We start from the raw sequence: 16,890 nt of genomic DNA, 5'->3' as shown, positions 1-16,890 counted from the left end.
TGGCAGCAGATCCTCGCCATCCCACGTCAGCCTACGTGACTGCGCCTCGGCTGCGTCCGTTCAAGTTGCTGAGCCAATCGCCTCAGCTGAACGGTCGGGCTCTCATGTGGCGCATCTCTGGTGCCCACAACCGGATGCTCCCACTCCTCCAGCAGATCGATGCAGATCAGCAGGATGCCGCAGGAGATCGCCACAAAGATCGCGGCCCAAACCACCGTATCCAGCATATCCGTTCGACCGACGTGAAATCCTTTACAATCAATTAACGAGCATAGTTAACGAACAGTTAAGCTTGCTCACAGGCTGGATAGCCGTCCTGGCGCAGCGCGCCGGGGTTGGCGGCGCAGGCGCGCAGAGCTTCGAGGTGCCGGCCGCGGACCGGGGCCTTCGGTTCGGAGGGCATGGTCAGCGCGCCGCTTGAAGCATCCAGTTCCGGGCAACCGCCAACTGGTCGACGTCTTCGGCATCCGGCATGGCGGCGATGACAGCCTCCACGATCCGGCGGACCGCGCGGTCATCAAGGCCCAGCCCCTGCGCATAGCCGTGCAGGCGGCGCGTCAGACCGGCGACGGTGGCTTCGCCGGGAGGGTCGCGTTCTTCATCTGCCATGGTCGCGGCCTACTGCAGCTTGGTCGTCGTCGAGTCCATGAGCCCGAGTCGCAAGGCCAGCGCCAGCAAATCGCCGAGCGTGATCCACTCTCCGCCGTCCACTTGCCAGCGTTCGAAATCCTCGTCGGGCACAACGGTGTAGCCCAGCGCGCGGAGAGCTGCGACGGCCTCAAGGACCGGATCGGCTTCGTTGCTCATGCTGCTATGCCGACGCGACCAGCAGCCAGTTGCGGGCTCTGGCCAAGCGGTCCTCATCCGGCATCAGCGGCATGTCAGCGATCACTCGCTGCGCGATCAGGCGGACGTCGAACTCGCCGACACCGAGGTCGTGCGCGAACCTGTCGAGCTGCCGCATCAGCCGAGCGACAACGATCTCGTGGCGGGGATCTGCCGTATCGCTCACGGCACTACACCGTCGCGAGGATCATGCGGGCGCGCGCCTCGACCAAGCGCTCGCCAGCGTCCTGTTCCGGCATGTCGAAGACAACGCTCTCGACAACCTGCCGCGTGGCCGCCTCGTCCAGGCCTAGCCCGCGCGCGAAGCCGTCCAACCGCCGCATCATGTGCTGGATCGCGGCGCGCTCGTATAGGGTCTCGGGATTGTCGCTCATCTCATCATCTGTTGAGCGCTCGGCAGCAGCAGAGCGGCGCCGGCGGCGACCATTGCGTACATGGCGTCACGGTCAGAGTAGGCGGCTTCGAAATCTCTGAGAGCCAGGGTGTGCGCCAGCCTTGCGCCGTTTGTTCAGTAGCGATCCTCAACCGCGGCTCCTGCCCCAGGCTCAGGCTCATCGGGAACCGCGAGGGGAGCCTCCGGCTCGGAGCGCGAACGCGCCGTTGCCCGCTTGTTCACCGAACTCGTCGCTGACGGAGATTTTGCCGCGGGTGAGGTGCTGGGCGGCCCCACCTTTCCTATCGGACCAGGAGGCCCTTGGGGCCCTCGTGGTCCGGGCGGCCCGGCTGGGCCAACTGCTCCGGCCATACCGGCTGGCCCCTGGGGACCTGCTGGTCCAGGCTCGCCCTGTGCACCGACGGGACCGGTCATTCCATAAGGACCGGGCGGGCCCATCGCACCAACCTCACCTTTTGGGCCTGCTTCACCCCTCGCTCCTGCTTCGCCGCGTGGTCCGGGCGGCCCTGCCGGACCTGCAAGCCCCGGAGCCTGTGGCCCTAGCTGGCCGCAGCCGCTCACCACTAGGTCGTGCGACTGTTTGGGTGTCCGAAGCGTCGCGATGCATGTGGCTGGGTGATAGACCACTCGAAATTCGAAATAGCCTCGGGCGTCAGTACGCTGAGGAAATTTGCCGTCGAGAGTGATTTCACTGTTTGGCTCGTCGGCGTACCCGAGAACCCACAGGTAACCGCCCGTGATCTTAGCATCCTCGACTTTCACGTCGGCATAGGCTGGTGTCATACCTACTGCGATCAGACCTGCGCTGAAGCGCTTGATCACTTGCCAACGCATCAAATTCCGTCCCTGGAGCTATGGCGCCCCCCGGGACACCATTTTGCAGCTGCGCCCGAAGCGTCGGCCGCTGCCGGTACACCCAGTGCGCGTCAGGTGCATTTCGTTCCAAAGATGCTCTCGCGCTCGCCGCTTCTGCATCAGAATTGAGATGATGAAAATGCCCCATCGTGGGACGGGCTAGTCCTGCCCCTCCATGTAGGCGGCAGCGGCCGCCGCGATCTCATCGTCCGACACCTCGGACTTGCGGTGCAGGTCGCCGACGCGGGGGATCTCTTTGGCCATGGCGGAGAGCTATGGCGGCACCCCTGTCCCGTCCATGTCGCATCAGTCCGCGTGGTGCGTGGCGTACTCAGAACCCCAGCCGTGATGAACAGCAGCGGCCCTGCCCGCGTGTGATCAGCCAGGCTCGGCGCGGCATTCGCACGCATCGGCGGCCTAGAAGCAGAAGCTTGACAGTAACACAACTACCTAAGTAGGGTTTCCGCAGTGTTAATAATAGGAAAACACATCTAATACGCCGGCCTATCGCATTCGACAGGCTGAACGACACAGGCAAGATATCTTATAACGCGGCAAAATCACCGCATCTTGCCCTTGGGCTGGGGAATACATTCATGGTCGATCTGACGGGTTACAAGCTAACCTTCGACGACGAGTTCAATACGCGCAGCATCTCACAGACCGGCGCCGGAACTACATATGCCGATATCCGCCCGGAGTGGCGCTTTGACGCCAATTCCGACATCGGCTTCGGCAAGTCCTCCTTCGTCGACCCGGCCTCCGGCTACGACCCGTTCAGCGTCCAGAACGGCGCGCTATCGATTACGGCTGTGCCTGATCGAACCTCGTCAGGATACCCCGGAAGCTGGGAGTCGGGCCTGATCACCACGGAAGGCAATTTCTCCCAGACCTATGGTTACTTCGAAATGCGTGCCGACCTCTCGAACCAAGCTGGTTCGTGGGATGCGTTCTGGATGGAGCCGAACAAGCAAACACCGGCTCCGGCTGGCGGGAGTGGTTGGCAGGAACTCGATATCGTTGAGCATTACGGGAACAACGACAAGGGCGTCTACAGCACGATCCACACAACGGATCCGCAACCAGCCGGCGTGCCGTGGCAGGCCAATCGTCAAGTCTATAGCGAGACCACAAACCCGTCGGGCTACCATACCTACGGTGTGAATTGGCAGGCAGATAAGCTAAGCTTCTACGTTGACGGTCAACTCACCGGGTCACAGGCCACGCCGTCGGACATGCACAGTCCGATGTACTTGATGGCCAATTTGGCAACGCAAGATGGTGCTTCCGGCAGCTCAATCACGTCGCATATCGACTACATCCGTGCCTACTCCAAAGATCCGAACGCCGTTGCTGTAACGCAGGGCAAGGTTTCCGCCCCGGATGGACATGATCCGGGCTTGTACGGAGCGACGGCCAAGTCGCCGACGAGTACAGCTGGCTCGACGACCGGCACGACGAGCACAGCTCATTCAGCAACCACCAGCTCGACCACAACGCCAACGAGTTCGACGAGCACGGCCCACTCTACGGGCAACACAGGCTCAACAAGCACGACTACTCCGACTGGCAGCACCACAAGCGTGGCTCATACCGCGGCTACTGGCTCGACCAACGCCACTGGCTCGACATCAGGTTCGACCAGCACAGGCAGCTCAACGACTGGAACAGCGAGTACGTCCCATCCAGCGACGACTGGATCGACCGCTGGCACAACGAGCACACCTGGCTCGACCACCGGAACCTCCGGCATTACCGGCTCAACCACCAGTACGACTACGGGCGCGAGCACCTCGTCAGGCACAACGACCAGCACGACAAGCACCGCTCATCCGGTAACCACCAGCGCGGCGGGAGCAGCCGCCGGGGCAACCGGCTCGGCTGCAGGTACGGCGAGCACATCCCATCCAGCAGCTGCAGCCTCGACAAGCACGAGTGGAACGACTGCGGGCGTGACTGGAGGTACGACGAGCACGACCACCAACTCGGCAGGCGCAGGCGCCACTTCGGCAGGCTCGACCAGCGTCACTGGCTCCACCTCAAGCACAGCCGCAGCGGCCACAAGCACGACCGGGACAAGCACCAGCTCGGGCAACTCGACGAGTGGGACAACGAGCGGCGTCCATCCGGCAACCGCAGCCTCGACCGGCGCAACTGGAACGGCCGCGGGCCCGACGAGCACAGCCGGCTCAGCCGCGAGCGCGGCCAGCACCGCTCATCCAGTGACCAGCGGCTCGTCCGGAACGTCCTCTGGCACGACCAGCGGGACGGGCTCGGTCGCCAGCACAACGAGCACAGTCCATCCGCCAACCACCAGTACAGCGAGCGCAGCAGGCGCCACCTCCCGCACGGCTGAGCCGATCACCAGCACGACCGGGACCTCCACGAGTGCGACCAGCGTGGCTCATCCTGCGACCGTAAACTCGACAGGCACCGCGCAGCCCGCCGCCTCCAGTTCGATGAGCAACCCGGCCAACGGCTCGGCCGCTCCCTCGAACGGCATGGCCAACACTGCGGCCGCGAGTTCGAGCACAGCGGGCTCGACGGCGGGCTCCACGGTGCCAAGCAGTTCAAGTGGCACCTCAGCCAGTTCCCCCAGTTCGCCTCCTGCAAACATCGCGGGCTCGACTGGATCATCGACCGGCGGATCATCCGCCGCGACCACTAATCCGACCAATTCGGCTTCCGACCCGTCGAGCACGATGCCTCATGTGGCATCCGCCCCAACGGTCACGGCTAACCCGTCAAACTCGCCGGCTCCTTCTACGGTCAGCCCCGCCAGCAGCTCGAGTGGGGTGGCCACAGATCCCGCAAACACAGCAGGTATGGTGCCACAAGCCGCCGCCGGCGCGGTCAGCCCGGCCGGCATCTCTAGCGTGCCGAGCAGTACTCCGCCTGTAACTGCAACTACGACCAGTTCAAGCAACACAGCCAGCAGTGTGACGAACACCCAGGGCACGTCGGCTTCTAATCCGGCAAATTCCATCCATCCCTCGGCCACTGGTGTAGCCGGTACAGCTCAAACTGCGACCAGCAGTCCAACCAACGTTGTCAGTTCAACAAGCACACCTCATCCATCGATGACATCCATCCTTGGAGCAGGTAGCCCGAATGTTCCGGTCAGCACGGATAGAAATAATTCATTTCAAACTTATGTCGCATCTCCAAAGGCAAGAGCGGCCGCTCTATCTGCAGAAAAGAAGATTGTTCAGTATGCAGAAAAACATCCCGAAGCTGTAGGTTCGGCGAATAAGCTCTTAGAGATGCTGATGCATTTTTGGTAGCGGCTTGGCTATCACGCGCACCTAATTGGGCACCGGCCGGGCGGCCCTATCATCACGGCTCGCCCGGCTCGCACACTCACGGCCGCGCCGTAGCCGCGACTCCGCTGGCGTTGATCCGACCAGCGATTGTGGGCACTCTGATTGTGGCTTAGCCGGTCCCTACGGCTGCCTGCCAGGAGGCTGCCCGTGAAGCTCCTTGCCGAGCACCTGAAGGCGAAGGGTTCTCTGAGGTGAGCAGACCCAGGCTTGCGACGGGGCTTGGCGGCCTCTTCGTGGCCTTCGTGGCGGTGGTTGTACTCGATACGATTGGCATCGAGAATGCGCCGCTCATCGTTTGCGGAGCTGCCCTTATCGCGATCACAGTAGTGGCTATTGTTTTCGTCGAAGGCTGGTAGCCATCTCTACGTCGTAGGAATGGCACTGAGGGCGGGGCGGTCCTGCACTGGCCACTACTCTCGCAAAAACTCCGATGCCCTACACTCTGCACCGCTTGGCACCCGGCAGCTACGATCTGCTTCTTGGTGCGGCCATCGTTGGCAGTGTAGTGCGCGAGGAAGCTGAGAGCGGCTTCGTTCGAGGTTGGTATGCGGAGCTGCTGAGCGCCGCTCCGCCCCTACCATCGCCGTTCACGCAGGAAGCGCACCGGTTTGATACGCTTCTGGCCGTCGTCAATTGGCTCGGTGAGGCGATTATCGAGGATGGCAGCTGAGTGCCGCCTCTGAGGCGCAATGTTTCCGTCCTTCGGGGGGGCTGTAGCTCAATGGTTAGAACCGGCCGCTCATAACGGTCTGGTTGCAGGTTCGAGTCCTGCCGGGCCCACCAGGTTCCTCCGCCTCGTGGAGGAGGTGCTGGGGACGGGGGTTAGGAAGATTAGAGGTCGTCGTCCCAGTCGAAATCAGCCAAGGCGATCTGGTGCCAGCCGCACAGTCGCTGAATGCGCCAAAAATCGCACGAGCCGTCTTTCTCAACAGGGATCGTGAACGGCCCGCGTGGGCCGATCCACCACTCCGCGGTGTTGAGGTGCGTCAGCCCTTCGGCGGGGCGAAAGCCAAGCCGCCGAAGCTTTTCCTCCCACTGGTGTCGCGGCAGGAACCTGACGAGCACGGACTACGCCGCTACTCGCTGCGCGACGTATTCAACTTGCTCAGGGATGAAGCCCGGTGTGACGGAGTCGATGACGCCCACGCGCTCAAGTTCGGCGCGTATGTCGGCCAACGGTGTCGTGATGATCCGCTGACCGAGCTGATAGGTCAGCAACCCCTCAAGCGCCGGCTGGACGTCCGACAGGACAGCCTCGACGTCCGCGTGAGAAAGCACGAACCCGGGGATCTCATCGCACCAAGCGCGCAGGCCGCCGCCCTCGCGGCGTTCGAAATGCACCACGATTTTCCACGGCCCAGATGATCTGCCGGTGCTCATTTCGGCGACGGTGCCCATGGAGGGATCATATCGCCCTGATCGTCAGGGGGACAAGTTACGGATCAGTGAGTCAATCGGCAGCGTGCCGGTCCTGTAACGGGTCAACAAGAAAATGCGAGAAACCCGAAACCGCGGCTGATTGCGCTTGCGCCATTTCCAGCCCTCGTCACGCCTGCCCGCTGGGGGCCACCATCGCGTAGGCGCGACCACTATGCCGTGACGTGTTCCGTTCGCCGCTTGGTCCAGAGTATCCGGCCAGTATCGTCTCTCAGGGTCGCGATCCCTGATCGGCCGGCGAGCACCCGAGTGAACCAAGTGTCGGCGTCAGCTATCGCATCGACCTCCGTCGGGGCGATGATCTGCTCGCTGACCACTGAGATACCGCTAGCGCACTTCCGATGGATGGAGCATTCGAGGTGGAACACAGCCATCCAACCTTGAACGCAATACGCCTTCAAATGGTCGGCACGCGGCAGACCCCTCCTGCAGAGTCAAGAATTTACAGCCAAGCTGAAACGCGCGACGGAAGTGCGCATTTTCTGATGCATGTCAGGATCACGCCGCCTCGCTGTTCTCGCCGAAGATGAAGAGATCGTCCGCAGGGCCGCAGCTGACATGCTATCTGCCCTCGGGTTCGAGGTGCTTGAGGCTGAGCATGCTCACGGCGCGCTTCAGCATCTTGAGGCGCATGAAGGCGTCGCCCTGCTCTACACCGACGTCAACATGCCCGGCGTGATGGACGGCTGCGACTTGGCGCATACCGTCCGTGCGCGTTGGCCTGAGACCCGCATCATCGTCTGCTCTGGTTGCGAACCTCACGAAGCTGCGTTGCTGCCAGAGGAGGCTCACTTCATCAGCAAGCCGTGCGCGATGCGGATGGTGCGAGAGGCGCTACAGGTTCTGCGATTGCACTGAGCCGAGAGAGCACCTTCGGGGCAGCTGGCGAGCCTGATCCGCCTCTGCCGCCCCGATCACCTCATCCAGACCAGCAAGCCGAGCAGGGCTACGAACTCGATACTCACTAGCCCAAATAGGAGCAGCAGTGACTGCTCGTCCGGGACGGTGTCGATAGCATCAGCAGCAGCGACCTCATCCGGCATGGTCATGTCTCCGGCCAGACTCCTTGTGCCTCAACAACTTGGGGTTGAGCACTAACAAAAGTTGCAGCGGCCAAAAGTATTATGCATTTTCTCGGCCAAAGCCTGATTTCGCTAGCTGCCATCAGCCTTCGCCATCTGCCGCCCATGGTTCTGCACGATGTCGCAGAGCAGGGGGCCGGCGTCGGAAGTATCGCAAGTCGAAGCCTGCTGCGGCGGACTTGGCGGACTGAGGCATGCGCGCATTTTGAGCCTGCCTTTCGCCTGGGCGCGGCGCGGCTGCGGATTGATGCGAGGCCCAATTGCAGACGACTCTAGGACCCTGTAACTTGCGATAAACGTTATTCTCGAAAGTTTGCAATGGGCGAGACCGAGTTGCCCGACTGGTTCGTGCAGGCTGCCCATCGGGTCGCAAGCCGCAACCGGCTCGGGTCCGATTTCAAAAACATGCCCGAAGGTCACTGGCGCAAGGTCGTTGATGCCGTCGATACCTTGGCTCGCGGATCGGAGGAGCGGATCCCGATCGGATGGGAGGACATGCTGGCCGTAAAGTTCGGTCGGGATGTCAGGCGCCGCGAGGGATTTGGCCCGTATCGATGAGCGGACCCGTCGATCTGCCAGCCGAGGCTGCAGCCAGATCTGATGAGACCCTGCCCGCAGAGGCGGCTGCAATCGTCAGGGCATACCAGCGCGCCTCGAAGGCCGATGCGACCTTGCGCGCCTACAGGTCTGACGCTCTTGTGTTTCAGGACTGGTGTGCCCGGTTCGGCTTCCGGTCCCTGCCGGCGAGCCCGGAGGCAGTGTCGGGGTTTATCGTCTCGGAAGCGGAGGAGGGGCGGGCCGCCTCGACGCTCGGCCGTCGGCTAGCCGCGATCCGCTACGCACACAAGCTGGCCGGCGCTGCAGACCCGACCGATGATGAAGGCGTGCGGGTTACCATGAAGGGCGCTCGGCGCAAGGTGGGCGTCGCCCCGACACAGAAGGCGGCCGCGACGGCTGAGATCCTGGCGACCCTCCTGATGCGGACGCCCGACACCCTTACAGGCAAGCGCGATCGGGCCTTGCTCGCTCTCGGCTTCGCGGGGGCGTTCCGTCGATCCGAATTGGTGGCGCTCGACCTGGAGGACCTGCGCGAAGATCCCGAAGGCCTGCGCGTCATGGTTCGCCGCTCAAAGGTGGACCAGGAGGGCAGGGGGTTCGAGAAAGCCATCCCACATGGCCGGTTCATTCGGCCCGTCTCCTTGGTGCGCGAATGGCTCGACGCAGCGGGCATCGTCTCTGGTCCTGTGTTTCGCCCGGTCTCAAGATCGGGGAGGATACGCAGTTCTGCGCAGGGTATCGCCCCCCGTCTCACAACGCAGGCCGTGGCCGACATCATCAAGCGGTACTGCACCGCTGCTGGCCTCGATGCATCGACGTTCGGGGCGCACTCCCTGCGGGCCGGCTACATCACGACGGCAGCCGAGCGCGGCGCCGATCTCGCCCGCATCATGGACCAGTCTGGGCACCGGGATCCGCGCACAGTGGTCGGCTACATCCGCCGCGCCAATGCCTTCAAAGGACACTCAGGGAGCGGGTTTCTATGAAGCGAGACATGGACCTCGTGCGAGACCTCCTCCTCCACATCGAGGGCCTGCTAGGGCGCCCAGGAACGAACTACCTCCTTGAAGGCTGGAACGACGATATGAGACTCCCAGGATGGGAACCCGAAATGGTCAACCATCACCTCAAGATGCTGGCTGATGGCGGTCTGATAGAACTCTGCAGAAGCCAGCCTGCCGGCACAGGCGTCATGACCATGGGCCTCAGTTGGGATGGTCGCGATTTCCTCGACACAGTGCGCGATCCCGAAGTGTGGAAGCGGACCAAGGAGGGTGCTTCCAAGATGGGCGGCTGGACCTTCGGCCTGCTCAAGGATCTCGGGACCGCCTACCTGAAACACGTCGCCAAGGAGCGGCTGGGGCTGGACCTGTAGCCGGCCTCGTCCGGTCAATTCGGACTCCTGCTGACCCTCTCGTAATCCGCGATCATGGCCGCGTTCGCCTCGTATCGCTTATCGTCGGGCATCGCCTCTACCCTGGCGGTGATTGCCACGGTGGCCTTGTCGATGTCGGCGGCCACAAGATCGAAGGGCGGCGTTATTCCGCGCAGCGCGTACTCCGCATCGCAATCGTTCAAGTTGATCGACGGCCGGAAAGGCCCATCACTCCATACCTTGACACCATCAATCCAAAGCTCTTCCAGTTCTGCGTCACTCAGGTCTCCATACCGCCGTCCGCGTTCAAGATAGGACTTCAGATCGTCCAGCTTTCCTGATGTGATGGAATTCTTGACGACCATTTCTGCTTTGGTGGTCTTGTTTGCCATGTACGGCGACCTTTCCGAGTTGCGCATTCAGGCCAGTACTGATTGCTAGTTCTCCTGGTCCCGTTGGTCGGCGTAGCGGGTCACCAACTGCTCGCCCATTCTCCGGTGCTCCTCAGGAGTCGCCAGCTTGAGCCTCGCGTCCGCCTCGGCGCGGAGGGCGTTCATCTCGTCCTGCACCCTGTCGTAGGGCGCCGGCAATCCCCGCAGCTTCAACTCGGCATCCGCGTCGTCGTGGGCCACAGGTCGGTCGTACAGGCCCTTCCTCGCCCATTCCTGGCAGGTCTCGACCCACCGCTCCCTCAGGTCCTCGTCGCTCAGGTCTTTGAAGGCACGGCCGCGCTGCAGGTACGCTTGCAAGGCCGCGTGCTCCTGCCGAGCAGCTTCGGCCTTGAGCAACAGGTCGGCACCTTCCCCGGCGGTAAGTTCGGTGTGCTTCAAAGCATCCCCTCGCGGTGCATGACGGCCGTCGCCCAATCCAGCCGCGCTGCGTCAACGATCTCGCCGGCTTCGAGCTGCTGCAGGACGCCGATCACGCCGTCCAACTCTTTATCGGTCATGCGCTCAGGGCCGGGTTTAAGGTCGGGATACAACTTCTCCAGCCGCACCATGCGGGCCTTCAGGGTCGTGGACACAGCCGGGCCTCCATCTCCAGGTAGCTCGCACGGACATCGCGCTCGTGAGACCTGATCTGCGCGATGCGGGTCTGTTCCTCCGGGTCAGTGGCAGCGTTCCACTCGGCCATCAGCTCGCCGATGCCGCCAGCAGCCGTTGCCAGACGGTGCAGACGCTCGAACAGGAATTGCTCGGCCTGCTCGCAAGACAGGTGGTCGAACCGCCCGGGACCGTGCCTCGTCTCCAGGCGGACAAGGCGGGCTTCCAGAGCTTTCAGCCTCATGTTCCCCGCGCCTCCAGCGCCGCCATCCGTCGGTGAAGCTCGGTCGCCTCGATCGCCCGCACATGCACATCAAGGGTCTTGCTGATCTCGGCCGCCTCGGCCGGCGTCAGTTCGCCCGCAGCCACCGCCGCCACGATGGCGCCGGTCGCCTTCGGCAGGTCGTCGGTGGTCACGATGGGCGGCAGAGCGAAGGTGACCGGCCGATCCTTCCGGGGCGGCAGAAGCCGGTCCAGGCAGAGGCGCAAGGCCGGGCCATCACCGTCCAGCGCCAATTCTATTGCCTTGCGGGTCAGCGCCGCAGCCTCACCGTCCAGCAGCGCTTCGACGGCGCGCGTAGTGTGGTTGCGGGCGCCCTTGGCCTGCCGGCCGGGTTGCCAGATCGACCCGCTCCGAATTTTCCGCTGTTTGACATTGCCTATCATACCGCAGCACCTTCATTACCTTAAGCTATGGTGGTGAGCCTGAAAATACAGGTTGAGAACAGGTCAACTGCTCTGCAGTAGGATCGCTGATGGTTGCGAAGCGGCGCGCTATGCATTGAGTACTGAGCGCCGGACCGATGCATGTGCTCAGAACCGGAGGGGTAATGAGCCCACAGGACGAAAACACCATCCGCCTTGAGGGACGGTTCGTTGGTCGTGGAGACACCCCTTCTATCACCCTGAGGTGCAGTGCCGTCGCATTCCTTCAGGCAGAGTACAGCACACGGTCCGGGGCAGACGGATCCACCATGCGCTCGATGATCGTGGAGCCTTCCTTGTTCGCAGTCGGTGTGCCCTCAGATTTTGATCGGTACCGGAAGGGCGACTGGACGCACATCGTCTGCCTCCAGATCCCAGGTAGAGAAGCCGAACTCCGAGGTGTCTTCCCAGTGGACGGCGATGGCGCCCGCTTCACCATGCGGCTGATCGACTGATCCAGTCACCACCCGCCGGGTTGTTCTCAGACACGGAGAGCGCCGATGTCCAACAAACAGTTGACCGAGAATACCCAAGACCTCGCTGACACCGAGTACGATGCGGAGCGCTGGGCCCGGGTCGGTGCTGAGCAGCAGTCCATTCGTCCGATCAGTCCCAAGGCACCCTCAGACCCGCTGGACGGCCCAGATGTCGGCTTGACGCAAAAGGGCACCGACGAGGATGCGATCGTGAAGCGCGAGACCGAGGTCTGAGCGTCAGGTCAGCATCTTCGCGACGACGAAGCACGCAATCGCCATCAGACCGAGCCGAATGGCGCTGTTGACGTACAGCTTGGCGACGAGCGGCCCATCCAAGCGGCGGCGGTAGGCGATTTGCGCCCGGACAGCGGCACAGGCCATGAAGGCGATTGCAGCGGTCACGATCCTCAATGGGCTCCGTCTACAGAGGTGCTTCAGGACACGCCGAGCCTAAAAGCTTGAGCATACATCAGGGTCACACCGCGACGACAGTCGCGAACCCGATGGAGCCGACGATGACCTGGACGAACCGCATCACCATAGCCGCTACCCTGATTGCCGGCGCCGTTGCACTGTTGGCCTACGCGCAAGCGCTGAGCCTGCCTGCTCATTTCGCCTGATCAAGACAGGCTGGGAGGACGCTATGGGCGGTTCTTCCGGCCTTCAACCTTCGACGCAACAATCGAAGCAATGAGGATGCAATCCAGCTTAGCCATACGGTCGTTCCAAGACAGCTGATCCACGGCTGCACGAACGAGGGGACGAGCGGTGGCCACCAAGATGATGACTCAGGGCATGACCGTGACCGACCACATCGTGGCTTGGTCGATGATGTCAGGCTTGGCGCTCGCCCTCCTGCAGGTCGCGCAGACTGCGGCACTGCCGGCGCACTTCGTGTGAGCCACTGAGCATGATCCGCACTGACAACGACGAAGAGATAGCGATGGCTCGGATTTCGGACCGGCGACGTGTCGCCAGCGTGGTGCTGCGCGGGCTGCTGACGGCGGTGTTCCTGGTGGCGGCCGGCATGAAGTTCGCCGCCGTGCCGTTCGAGGCCGCCGGCTTCGCCCGCTTCGGCTACCCGCTGTGGTTCATGTACGTGGTCGGCGCCCTGCAGCTGCTGGGCGCGGTGCTGCTCTGGGCCCGCGGATGCGTCGCCCTCGGTGCGGGCCTGCTCGCCGTTCTGATGATCGGTGCAGTCGGCAGCCACCTGCTTGCCGGCGACCCGATCCTGATGCCGCTCCCTGCCTTCGTGCTCCTGATCCTTCTGAGTGGCATCGCCTACGCCCGTCGAGCTGAGCTTCTGCCGTCGAGTACCGAGACGGAGGTGCAGCGGGTCTGACACGGCACTTCGCGCCTGTGGGTGAGACTGGGCGTGCCGAAGTAGGACCGCGATGCACTCGGTGGCCTCGATACCTGGGGCGAGCGGGCCCCACTGGTCGGCGGGGGCAATCATTCGGCGGCCTCCAGAGCGACCACACGAAGATGCGGACGGCGACGCAGGGGTGGCGGCGGCCGCCAGCGGATGATCTCAGGAATGACGGGGACGAGCGGCTTAGGTGCGGTCGCGGGCACGTCGGCTACTAGGCGGTAGGCGGCAGCCAAGTCGGGGGCGAGATCGGCGCAGCGGGGCCAGCGGGGCGCGGAAGCGGGCGCAGGCTGCGGAGCAGCTTCCTTATCTGGCGCCGAGTCCTCAATCTTGATCCACTCAATCGCACCGAGGCGGTCGGACAGCCAAGATTTCAGGTCGGCAGGAGCGTTCGGCAGCAGGACGGCAGAGGCCTGCGGGAACCGTCCGAGGCGCTTGTACGAGGCGCGTCTGACGCTGGTTGTAACGTCTATAGATATATCCCTTATAGACGTTACAACCACCGTCGGGAGGCTCATCTCCCGGGCCGCCTGCCGCGTTGGCGCGGCCTCGGGGAAACAGGCCATGATGTCGGCCGCGCTCTCTAGCAGGACGCCTTCGACCGCCATCTCGGCCCACGCGCCAGGTTTCGCTTCATCCCATGCCGGCGTCGCATCCACGCTTATGGGCAGCGGCACGTCGTTGATGATGTCGAGGAAGGCCGGCGCCGCTGGGCCGCGGCGCAGGGCGCGCAGGCGGCCGATGGCCTGGATCAGTCCGGCTTCGGTGATCTGCCAGCGCAGGGCTTCGACCATGCTGTCGGGATGCTGGCCGCGCTCAACGCGCACGCCCTGACCGGAGGCGAGGCGCACGGCACCGGCAACCCGCGGATACCAGCGCCCACCGCCCTTGGGGTTCGGCGGGATGGCGTGGGGCACCGTGCCGGTGATGATGCCGGCCAGCGGTTCGACGATGCCGGGGCCTGGCTGTAGGCGGCCGACACAGATCAGGCCGGCGGCCTTCGACCAACGATCGATCCCAGCCACGGCGCCGAAGTGCGCGGTCTCGACGTTCTCCGGGAGGCCCGCATCGGTCAGCACCTCCACGAGCCGCATCGGGCCGATGACAACGACGACCCGCGGCCACACCAGCGCGGCACGCAGACGGATCAGGCGCAGCAGGTCGGTGATGACCCGCTTCGGCGAGCCCGCGGCATCCGGGTCCGCCTCCTCGTCCGATCCGATGATGCCGAGCTTGCGCGCCGTGACGGGCGCCGCGAGGATCTGACGGACCTTCACGTGCGGGCTCCACTTGGCGGTGATGTCGGCTTTCACCTCGACGCGGTGCCCGACTACGGGCTCGAGGAGCGAGGCATCAGGTAGCGTGGCATCGAGGAGCAGGGCGGGGGCGGCCCAACTGGCGCGCACCGTATCGAGCGACCGCCGCTCCACCACGCGGCTCTCGGTCTCCTCGTCGTAGCGGATGGACAGGCGACCGGACTCCTCGGCGTGGCCGGCGAGGAAAGCTCGCAGCTCGTTCCAGATGCCGGCGAGCCCCTTGGCGTCCTGATTATGGTGGCCGACGATCGCTGCGCACGCCTTGCGGGCCTTGGCGTCCATGCCGGGGCTGATGCCGGGATCCCGCAGGCGGCCCCATTCCATCTTGTAGGCCTCGGCGGCCGCGGTGGCGGTGAGGCCATGCCGGATCAGGATCTCACGCTGTAGCGGGCCGTCGTCGTGGTGGTCGCGCAGGGCGCGGAGCAGGTTCGACCGAGCCAGTTCGAGATCGTTGGCGGCGTTGGTGAACAGCGGGGCCCTCTCGTTCGGCTCGACGGGTGCACGCTGGATCGCATCGAGCGACATGCGGGCCGGCTTGTCGGGGAGGGCGCCCATGGTCACGCCCTCGCCGATCACCAAGGCGTCGGGGGCGGGGATCGCGCCGGGGCGGCCCTGAAACAACAAGGCATGCGGCACGAGCCAGACCGCGGCCTTGGCCTGGCGCTGGCGCTCCATCCCGCAGCGGTGGTGAAACTGGCAGTAGAGCTTCTGCCCGTCCGCCTTGCGCTCGCACACCGTCGAGGGGATCGGCCGCACCGCGTCGCGAGCGTCCTGCATCGCCGGGATGTCGAGGCACATCATCACGTCCGGCGCGTCTGGATCCGGCGACGTGTATCCGCGATAGACGCGCGCCTCCACGCCTTCGGCCGCGAACCGCTCGGCCAGCTCGGCCAGTAGGGAATGCATTGGGGCGGCGTAGACGATGCTCGCGCCGTCTTTGGCGGCCTGTGCAGCGCCCTTGATGGCGAGAGCCGTCTTTCCGATCGCGGTCTCGACGCGGGCTGCCCACGAAGTCGGAACGGGCTTGTTCGGCTCGTCCTGGCCGCGCTCTTTCGCTTCCTCGGCCTCCACCTTCCACTGCGCCATCTCGGCTTTCCAGGCTGGTACATGCTCGCCGAAGAACCCGGCCACGACAGCAGCGGTCGCGGTCTCGGCCTCGGCGACAGAGACGCGGGTGTCGGGGTAGGTCGCGGCGATGGTCTCGCCGCTGTCGTGCGGCTCCGGGTTGAGGCTGGCGAAGCCCCGGCGTACCCGGTCGAGGAGGGCAGCGGCCTTGACGCGGGCCATCTCCGGCGACCAGCGGCCATCATCCAGCACGGTCGAGGCGACGAAGGCGGCCCATGCGCGCGCCGCGAGCGAAGCGGTGGTGATCTCCTCGCTCTCGCCCTTCATGGCAAGCGCCGTCGAGTAGACGACGCGGGTTAGGTGGTACTCACGGCCATCGGTCACGCGGCCGTCAGGCCCGCGGACGATCTGCGCTCCACCGCCGGCGCCACGCTGACCCTTACGGCCTCCGGTGCCGTTCAGTTCAACGACGCCGCGCACGCGCGCTACGAAGTCATCAACCTGCGCCTGCGTGATCTCGGGAGCCTCGTCCGGTCCAGCCGTCAGAGGGCTTTTGGATCCAATCCAGGCGTAGGGTTTGAGGGTCTTATGATGCACGCCGTAGGCGACGAACTGCGTTCCCTGGCACAGCACGTCGAGTCCATCGTTGGAGCCGTCGGCGGCTTTCAAGTGGACGCTCGGCATCGCCTCCGCGGCCCGGTAGATCAGGGCGACTTTCGGGGCCTGTCCCTGTCGGATGAACGGCGTTTCGCCGAACACGTCGAGGGCGAGCGCGGTCACAGTCTCGGCCAGGGCGGCATCGGCCGCGAAATCCGCATCGATGGCGACGACGTTCCCGCAGGCGATGCCGGTCCCAGGCCACTGGCGCTCTTTCCGCTCCCAGGCTTTCAGATCCTCGGCGGTGGTCTCCGGGCCTTCGTACAAGGCGCGCTGCTGCCAGCCCTTGATGCCGGGAGCCTTGCCGCGGGAGGAGTGACCGCCGTCATGCGAATGGATCGGGAGCGCGCCCGTCCACCCCATCCGCGCGAGCTGCGCGCGGACTTGCG

29 protein-coding genes, 1 tRNA gene and 1 pseudogene are annotated in these 16,890 nt (G+C 64.2%); 11 read left to right on the top strand and 20 right to left on the bottom strand.

All coding sequences use genetic code 11. The features are described 5' to 3' along the window. Positions 1-26 precede the first annotated feature (26 nt). The 5 genes from M6G65_RS22130 to M6G65_RS22110 form a co-directional block, all read right to left on the bottom strand. The gene (locus M6G65_RS22130) at positions 27-227 is read right to left on the bottom strand and encodes a hypothetical protein (RefSeq protein WP_250102894.1); all 201 of its coding nucleotides are present in this window, start codon (positions 225-227) and stop codon (positions 27-29) included. Between the two features lie 178 nt (positions 228-405). Then, positions 406-609, bottom strand: a complete 204-nt coding sequence (locus M6G65_RS22125) for a hypothetical protein (RefSeq protein WP_238200331.1) — start codon at positions 607-609, stop codon at positions 406-408. Positions 610-618: 9 nt separating this feature from the next. Then, positions 619-807: a hypothetical protein gene (locus M6G65_RS22120; RefSeq protein WP_238200403.1), complete on the bottom strand. Its 189-nt coding sequence runs from the start codon at positions 805-807 to the stop codon at positions 619-621. 4 nt (positions 808-811) lie between these two features. Beyond that, positions 812-1,012, bottom strand: coding sequence for a hypothetical protein (locus tag M6G65_RS22115; protein WP_250102893.1), 201 nt, complete (start codon positions 1,010-1,012; stop codon positions 812-814). A 4-nt stretch (positions 1,013-1,016) separates the two neighbouring features. Next, entirely contained in the window at positions 1,017-1,220 is a 204-nt protein-coding gene (locus M6G65_RS22110) for a hypothetical protein (protein ID WP_250102892.1), read from the bottom strand. 1,471 nt (positions 1,221-2,691) lie between these two features. On the opposite strand from M6G65_RS22110, the pseudogene M6G65_RS22100 reads away from it, so the two are divergent. Further along, positions 2,692-3,366 (top strand): annotated as a pseudogene (locus M6G65_RS22100) (glycoside hydrolase family 16 protein); the annotation flags it as partial. Between the two features lie 317 nt (positions 3,367-3,683). On the opposite strand, the gene M6G65_RS22095 reads toward M6G65_RS22100, so the two are convergent. Genes M6G65_RS22095 through M6G65_RS22075 form a run of 5 tightly spaced genes read right to left on the bottom strand, consistent with a single transcriptional unit; the run spans position 3,684 to position 5,081 of the window. Further along, on the bottom strand, positions 3,684-3,920 hold the full coding sequence (locus tag M6G65_RS22095) for a hypothetical protein (protein WP_238199406.1): 237 nt from the start codon (positions 3,918-3,920) through the stop codon (positions 3,684-3,686). Positions 3,921-3,923: 3 nt separating this feature from the next. Then, the gene (locus tag M6G65_RS22090) at positions 3,924-4,307 is read right to left on the bottom strand and encodes a hypothetical protein (protein ID WP_238199407.1); all 384 of its coding nucleotides are present in this window, start codon (positions 4,305-4,307) and stop codon (positions 3,924-3,926) included. Between the two features lie 3 nt (positions 4,308-4,310). Beyond that, positions 4,311-4,466, bottom strand: a complete 156-nt coding sequence (locus tag M6G65_RS22085; protein WP_250104332.1) for a hypothetical protein — start codon at positions 4,464-4,466, stop codon at positions 4,311-4,313. Positions 4,467-4,499: 33 nt separating this feature from the next. Then, positions 4,500-4,796 carry a hypothetical protein gene (locus tag M6G65_RS22080; RefSeq protein ID WP_238199408.1) on the bottom strand — a complete coding sequence of 99 codons (297 nt, stop codon included), beginning with the start codon at positions 4,794-4,796 and terminating at the stop codon, positions 4,500-4,502. A 6-nt stretch (positions 4,797-4,802) separates the two neighbouring features. Beyond that, positions 4,803-5,081 carry a hypothetical protein gene (locus tag M6G65_RS22075; protein WP_238199410.1) on the bottom strand — a complete coding sequence of 93 codons (279 nt, stop codon included), beginning with the start codon at positions 5,079-5,081 and terminating at the stop codon, positions 4,803-4,805. A 94-nt stretch (positions 5,082-5,175) separates the two neighbouring features. Here M6G65_RS22075 and M6G65_RS22070 point away from each other — a divergent pair, with 94 nt between their 5' ends. From M6G65_RS22070 to M6G65_RS22060, 3 genes are all read left to right on the top strand, one after another. After that, positions 5,176-5,379, top strand: a complete 204-nt coding sequence (locus M6G65_RS22070) for a hypothetical protein (protein WP_250104331.1) — start codon at positions 5,176-5,178, stop codon at positions 5,377-5,379. Positions 5,380-5,848: 469 nt separating this feature from the next. Continuing rightward, positions 5,849-6,088 carry a hypothetical protein gene (locus M6G65_RS22065; protein ID WP_238199366.1) on the top strand — a complete coding sequence of 80 codons (240 nt, stop codon included), beginning with the start codon at positions 5,849-5,851 and terminating at the stop codon, positions 6,086-6,088. A 37-nt stretch (positions 6,089-6,125) separates the two neighbouring features. Next, positions 6,126-6,201, top strand: a tRNA-Ile gene (locus tag M6G65_RS22060). Positions 6,202-6,249: 48 nt separating this feature from the next. On the opposite strand, the gene M6G65_RS22055 is transcribed toward M6G65_RS22060, so the two are convergent. Beyond that, complete coding sequence (locus M6G65_RS22055) at positions 6,250-6,483, bottom strand: hypothetical protein (protein ID WP_238199367.1); 234 nt, start codon at positions 6,481-6,483, stop codon at positions 6,250-6,252. Positions 6,484-6,486: 3 nt separating this feature from the next. After that, on the bottom strand, positions 6,487-6,816 hold the full coding sequence (locus M6G65_RS22050) for a hypothetical protein (protein WP_250102891.1): 330 nt from the start codon (positions 6,814-6,816) through the stop codon (positions 6,487-6,489). Positions 6,817-7,344: 528 nt separating this feature from the next. On the opposite strand from M6G65_RS22050, the gene M6G65_RS22045 reads away from it, so the two are divergent. Continuing rightward, complete coding sequence (locus M6G65_RS22045; RefSeq protein ID WP_238199370.1) at positions 7,345-7,713, top strand: response regulator; 369 nt, start codon at positions 7,345-7,347, stop codon at positions 7,711-7,713. Positions 7,714-7,769: 56 nt separating this feature from the next. Here M6G65_RS22045 and M6G65_RS33550 read toward each other — a convergent pair whose 3' ends face one another. Beyond that, complete coding sequence (locus tag M6G65_RS33550) at positions 7,770-7,904, bottom strand: hypothetical protein (protein WP_283214905.1); 135 nt, start codon at positions 7,902-7,904, stop codon at positions 7,770-7,772. A gap of 351 nt (positions 7,905-8,255) precedes the next feature. Between M6G65_RS33550 and M6G65_RS22040 the strand changes: the two genes are divergently transcribed. The 3 genes from M6G65_RS22040 to M6G65_RS22030 are packed head-to-tail and all read left to right on the top strand — an operon-like array spanning position 8,256 to position 9,870. Beyond that, complete coding sequence (locus M6G65_RS22040) at positions 8,256-8,495, top strand: hypothetical protein (protein WP_238199371.1); 240 nt, start codon at positions 8,256-8,258, stop codon at positions 8,493-8,495. Then, positions 8,492-9,481: a site-specific integrase gene (locus M6G65_RS22035; RefSeq protein ID WP_238199372.1), complete on the top strand. Its 990-nt coding sequence runs from the start codon at positions 8,492-8,494 to the stop codon at positions 9,479-9,481. Before M6G65_RS22040 ends, M6G65_RS22035 begins: the two co-directional genes overlap by 4 nt. Continuing rightward, positions 9,478-9,870 (top strand): DUF2513 domain-containing protein, encoded by a 393-nt coding sequence (locus M6G65_RS22030; protein ID WP_238199373.1) that lies wholly within the window; start codon positions 9,478-9,480, stop codon positions 9,868-9,870. Before M6G65_RS22035 ends, M6G65_RS22030 begins: the two co-directional genes overlap by 4 nt. A 14-nt stretch (positions 9,871-9,884) precedes the next feature. Here the strand turns inward: M6G65_RS22030 and M6G65_RS22025 are convergent, their stop codons facing one another. Genes M6G65_RS22025 through M6G65_RS22005 form a run of 5 tightly spaced genes read right to left on the bottom strand, consistent with a single transcriptional unit; the run spans position 9,885 to position 11,579 of the window. Further along, a complete protein-coding gene (locus tag M6G65_RS22025; protein WP_238199374.1) occupies positions 9,885-10,262 on the bottom strand; it encodes a hypothetical protein in 378 nt (125 codons plus the stop codon). Between the two features lie 45 nt (positions 10,263-10,307). Further along, the gene (locus M6G65_RS22020; protein ID WP_238199375.1) at positions 10,308-10,700 is read right to left on the bottom strand and encodes a hypothetical protein; all 393 of its coding nucleotides are present in this window, start codon (positions 10,698-10,700) and stop codon (positions 10,308-10,310) included. Further along, positions 10,697-10,894: a hypothetical protein gene (locus tag M6G65_RS22015; protein ID WP_238199376.1), complete on the bottom strand. Its 198-nt coding sequence runs from the start codon at positions 10,892-10,894 to the stop codon at positions 10,697-10,699. Before M6G65_RS22015 ends, M6G65_RS22020 begins: the two co-directional genes overlap by 4 nt. Next, entirely contained in the window at positions 10,879-11,157 is a 279-nt protein-coding gene (locus tag M6G65_RS22010) for a hypothetical protein (RefSeq protein WP_250102890.1), read from the bottom strand. Before M6G65_RS22010 ends, M6G65_RS22015 begins: the two co-directional genes overlap by 16 nt. Continuing rightward, positions 11,154-11,579: a hypothetical protein gene (locus tag M6G65_RS22005; protein ID WP_250102889.1), complete on the bottom strand. Its 426-nt coding sequence runs from the start codon at positions 11,577-11,579 to the stop codon at positions 11,154-11,156. Before M6G65_RS22005 ends, M6G65_RS22010 begins: the two co-directional genes overlap by 4 nt. Positions 11,580-12,118: 539 nt before the next feature. Here M6G65_RS22005 and M6G65_RS22000 point away from each other — a divergent pair. Further along, positions 12,119-12,328 carry a hypothetical protein gene (locus M6G65_RS22000; protein ID WP_238199380.1) on the top strand — a complete coding sequence of 70 codons (210 nt, stop codon included), beginning with the start codon at positions 12,119-12,121 and terminating at the stop codon, positions 12,326-12,328. A gap of 3 nt (positions 12,329-12,331) precedes the next feature. On the opposite strand, the gene M6G65_RS21995 is transcribed toward M6G65_RS22000, so the two are convergent. Beyond that, the gene (locus M6G65_RS21995) at positions 12,332-12,496 is read right to left on the bottom strand and encodes a hypothetical protein (RefSeq protein WP_238199381.1); all 165 of its coding nucleotides are present in this window, start codon (positions 12,494-12,496) and stop codon (positions 12,332-12,334) included. A 366-nt stretch (positions 12,497-12,862) separates the two neighbouring features. Here M6G65_RS21995 and M6G65_RS33545 point away from each other — a divergent pair, with 366 nt between their 5' ends. Together M6G65_RS33545 and M6G65_RS21990 are read left to right on the top strand one after the other, a co-directional pair. Beyond that, positions 12,863-12,994, top strand: coding sequence for a hypothetical protein (locus tag M6G65_RS33545; protein ID WP_283214906.1), 132 nt, complete (start codon positions 12,863-12,865; stop codon positions 12,992-12,994). A gap of 43 nt (positions 12,995-13,037) precedes the next feature. Next, complete coding sequence (locus M6G65_RS21990) at positions 13,038-13,436, top strand: DoxX family protein (protein ID WP_238199382.1); 399 nt, start codon at positions 13,038-13,040, stop codon at positions 13,434-13,436. Positions 13,437-13,546: 110 nt separating this feature from the next. On the opposite strand, the gene M6G65_RS21985 is transcribed toward M6G65_RS21990, so the two are convergent. After that, positions 13,547-16,864: a bifunctional DNA primase/polymerase gene (locus tag M6G65_RS21985; protein WP_250102888.1), complete on the bottom strand. Its 3,318-nt coding sequence runs from the start codon at positions 16,862-16,864 to the stop codon at positions 13,547-13,549. Positions 16,865-16,890 lie beyond the last annotated feature (26 nt).

Source organism: Methylobacterium tardum (genome assembly GCF_023546765.1).
GTDB classification, from domain to species: Bacteria; Pseudomonadota; Alphaproteobacteria; order Rhizobiales; family Beijerinckiaceae; genus Methylobacterium; species Methylobacterium tardum.
This window is presented reverse-complemented; position numbering and strand designations above follow the sequence as displayed.

What these genes read in the sequence shown, in the direction of transcription:
- M6G65_RS22130 (WP_250102894.1), bottom strand. Translation starts at nt 227, where the DNA reads ATGCTGGATACGGTGGTTTGGGCCGCGATCTTTGTGGCGATCTCCTGC.
- M6G65_RS22125 (WP_238200331.1), bottom strand. Translation starts at nt 609, where the DNA reads ATGGCAGATGAAGAACGCGACCCTCCCGGCGAAGCCACCGTCGCCGGT.
- M6G65_RS22120 (WP_238200403.1), bottom strand. Translation starts at nt 807, where the DNA reads ATGAGCAACGAAGCCGATCCGGTCCTTGAGGCCGTCGCAGCTCTCCGC.
- M6G65_RS22110 (WP_250102892.1), bottom strand. Translation starts at nt 1,220, where the DNA reads ATGAGCGACAATCCCGAGACCCTATACGAGCGCGCCGCGATCCAGCAC.
- M6G65_RS22075 (WP_238199410.1), bottom strand. Translation starts at nt 5,081, where the DNA reads ATGGAATTTGCCGGATTAGAAGCCGACGTGCCCTGGGTGTTCGTCACA.
- M6G65_RS22070 (WP_250104331.1), top strand. Translation starts at nt 5,176, where the DNA reads ATGACATCCATCCTTGGAGCAGGTAGCCCGAATGTTCCGGTCAGCACG.
- M6G65_RS22065 (WP_238199366.1), top strand. Translation starts at nt 5,849, where the DNA reads ATGCCCTACACTCTGCACCGCTTGGCACCCGGCAGCTACGATCTGCTT.
- M6G65_RS22050 (WP_250102891.1), bottom strand. Translation starts at nt 6,816, where the DNA reads ATGGGCACCGTCGCCGAAATGAGCACCGGCAGATCATCTGGGCCGTGG.
- M6G65_RS22045 (WP_238199370.1), top strand. Translation starts at nt 7,345, where the DNA reads ATGTCAGGATCACGCCGCCTCGCTGTTCTCGCCGAAGATGAAGAGATC.
- M6G65_RS33550 (WP_283214905.1), bottom strand. Translation starts at nt 7,904, where the DNA reads ATGACCATGCCGGATGAGGTCGCTGCTGCTGATGCTATCGACACCGTC.
- M6G65_RS22040 (WP_238199371.1), top strand. Translation starts at nt 8,256, where the DNA reads ATGGGCGAGACCGAGTTGCCCGACTGGTTCGTGCAGGCTGCCCATCGG.
- M6G65_RS22035 (WP_238199372.1), top strand. Translation starts at nt 8,492, where the DNA reads ATGAGCGGACCCGTCGATCTGCCAGCCGAGGCTGCAGCCAGATCTGAT.
- M6G65_RS22030 (WP_238199373.1), top strand. Translation starts at nt 9,478, where the DNA reads ATGAAGCGAGACATGGACCTCGTGCGAGACCTCCTCCTCCACATCGAG.
- M6G65_RS22025 (WP_238199374.1), bottom strand. Translation starts at nt 10,262, where the DNA reads ATGGCAAACAAGACCACCAAAGCAGAAATGGTCGTCAAGAATTCCATC.
- M6G65_RS22010 (WP_250102890.1), bottom strand. Translation starts at nt 11,157, where the DNA reads ATGAGGCTGAAAGCTCTGGAAGCCCGCCTTGTCCGCCTGGAGACGAGG.
- M6G65_RS22005 (WP_250102889.1), bottom strand. Translation starts at nt 11,579, where the DNA reads ATGATAGGCAATGTCAAACAGCGGAAAATTCGGAGCGGGTCGATCTGG.
- M6G65_RS22000 (WP_238199380.1), top strand. Translation starts at nt 12,119, where the DNA reads ATGTCCAACAAACAGTTGACCGAGAATACCCAAGACCTCGCTGACACC.
- M6G65_RS21990 (WP_238199382.1), top strand. Translation starts at nt 13,038, where the DNA reads ATGGCTCGGATTTCGGACCGGCGACGTGTCGCCAGCGTGGTGCTGCGC.
- M6G65_RS21985 (WP_250102888.1), bottom strand. Translation starts at nt 16,864, where the DNA reads ATGGGGTGGACGGGCGCGCTCCCGATCCATTCGCATGACGGCGGTCAC.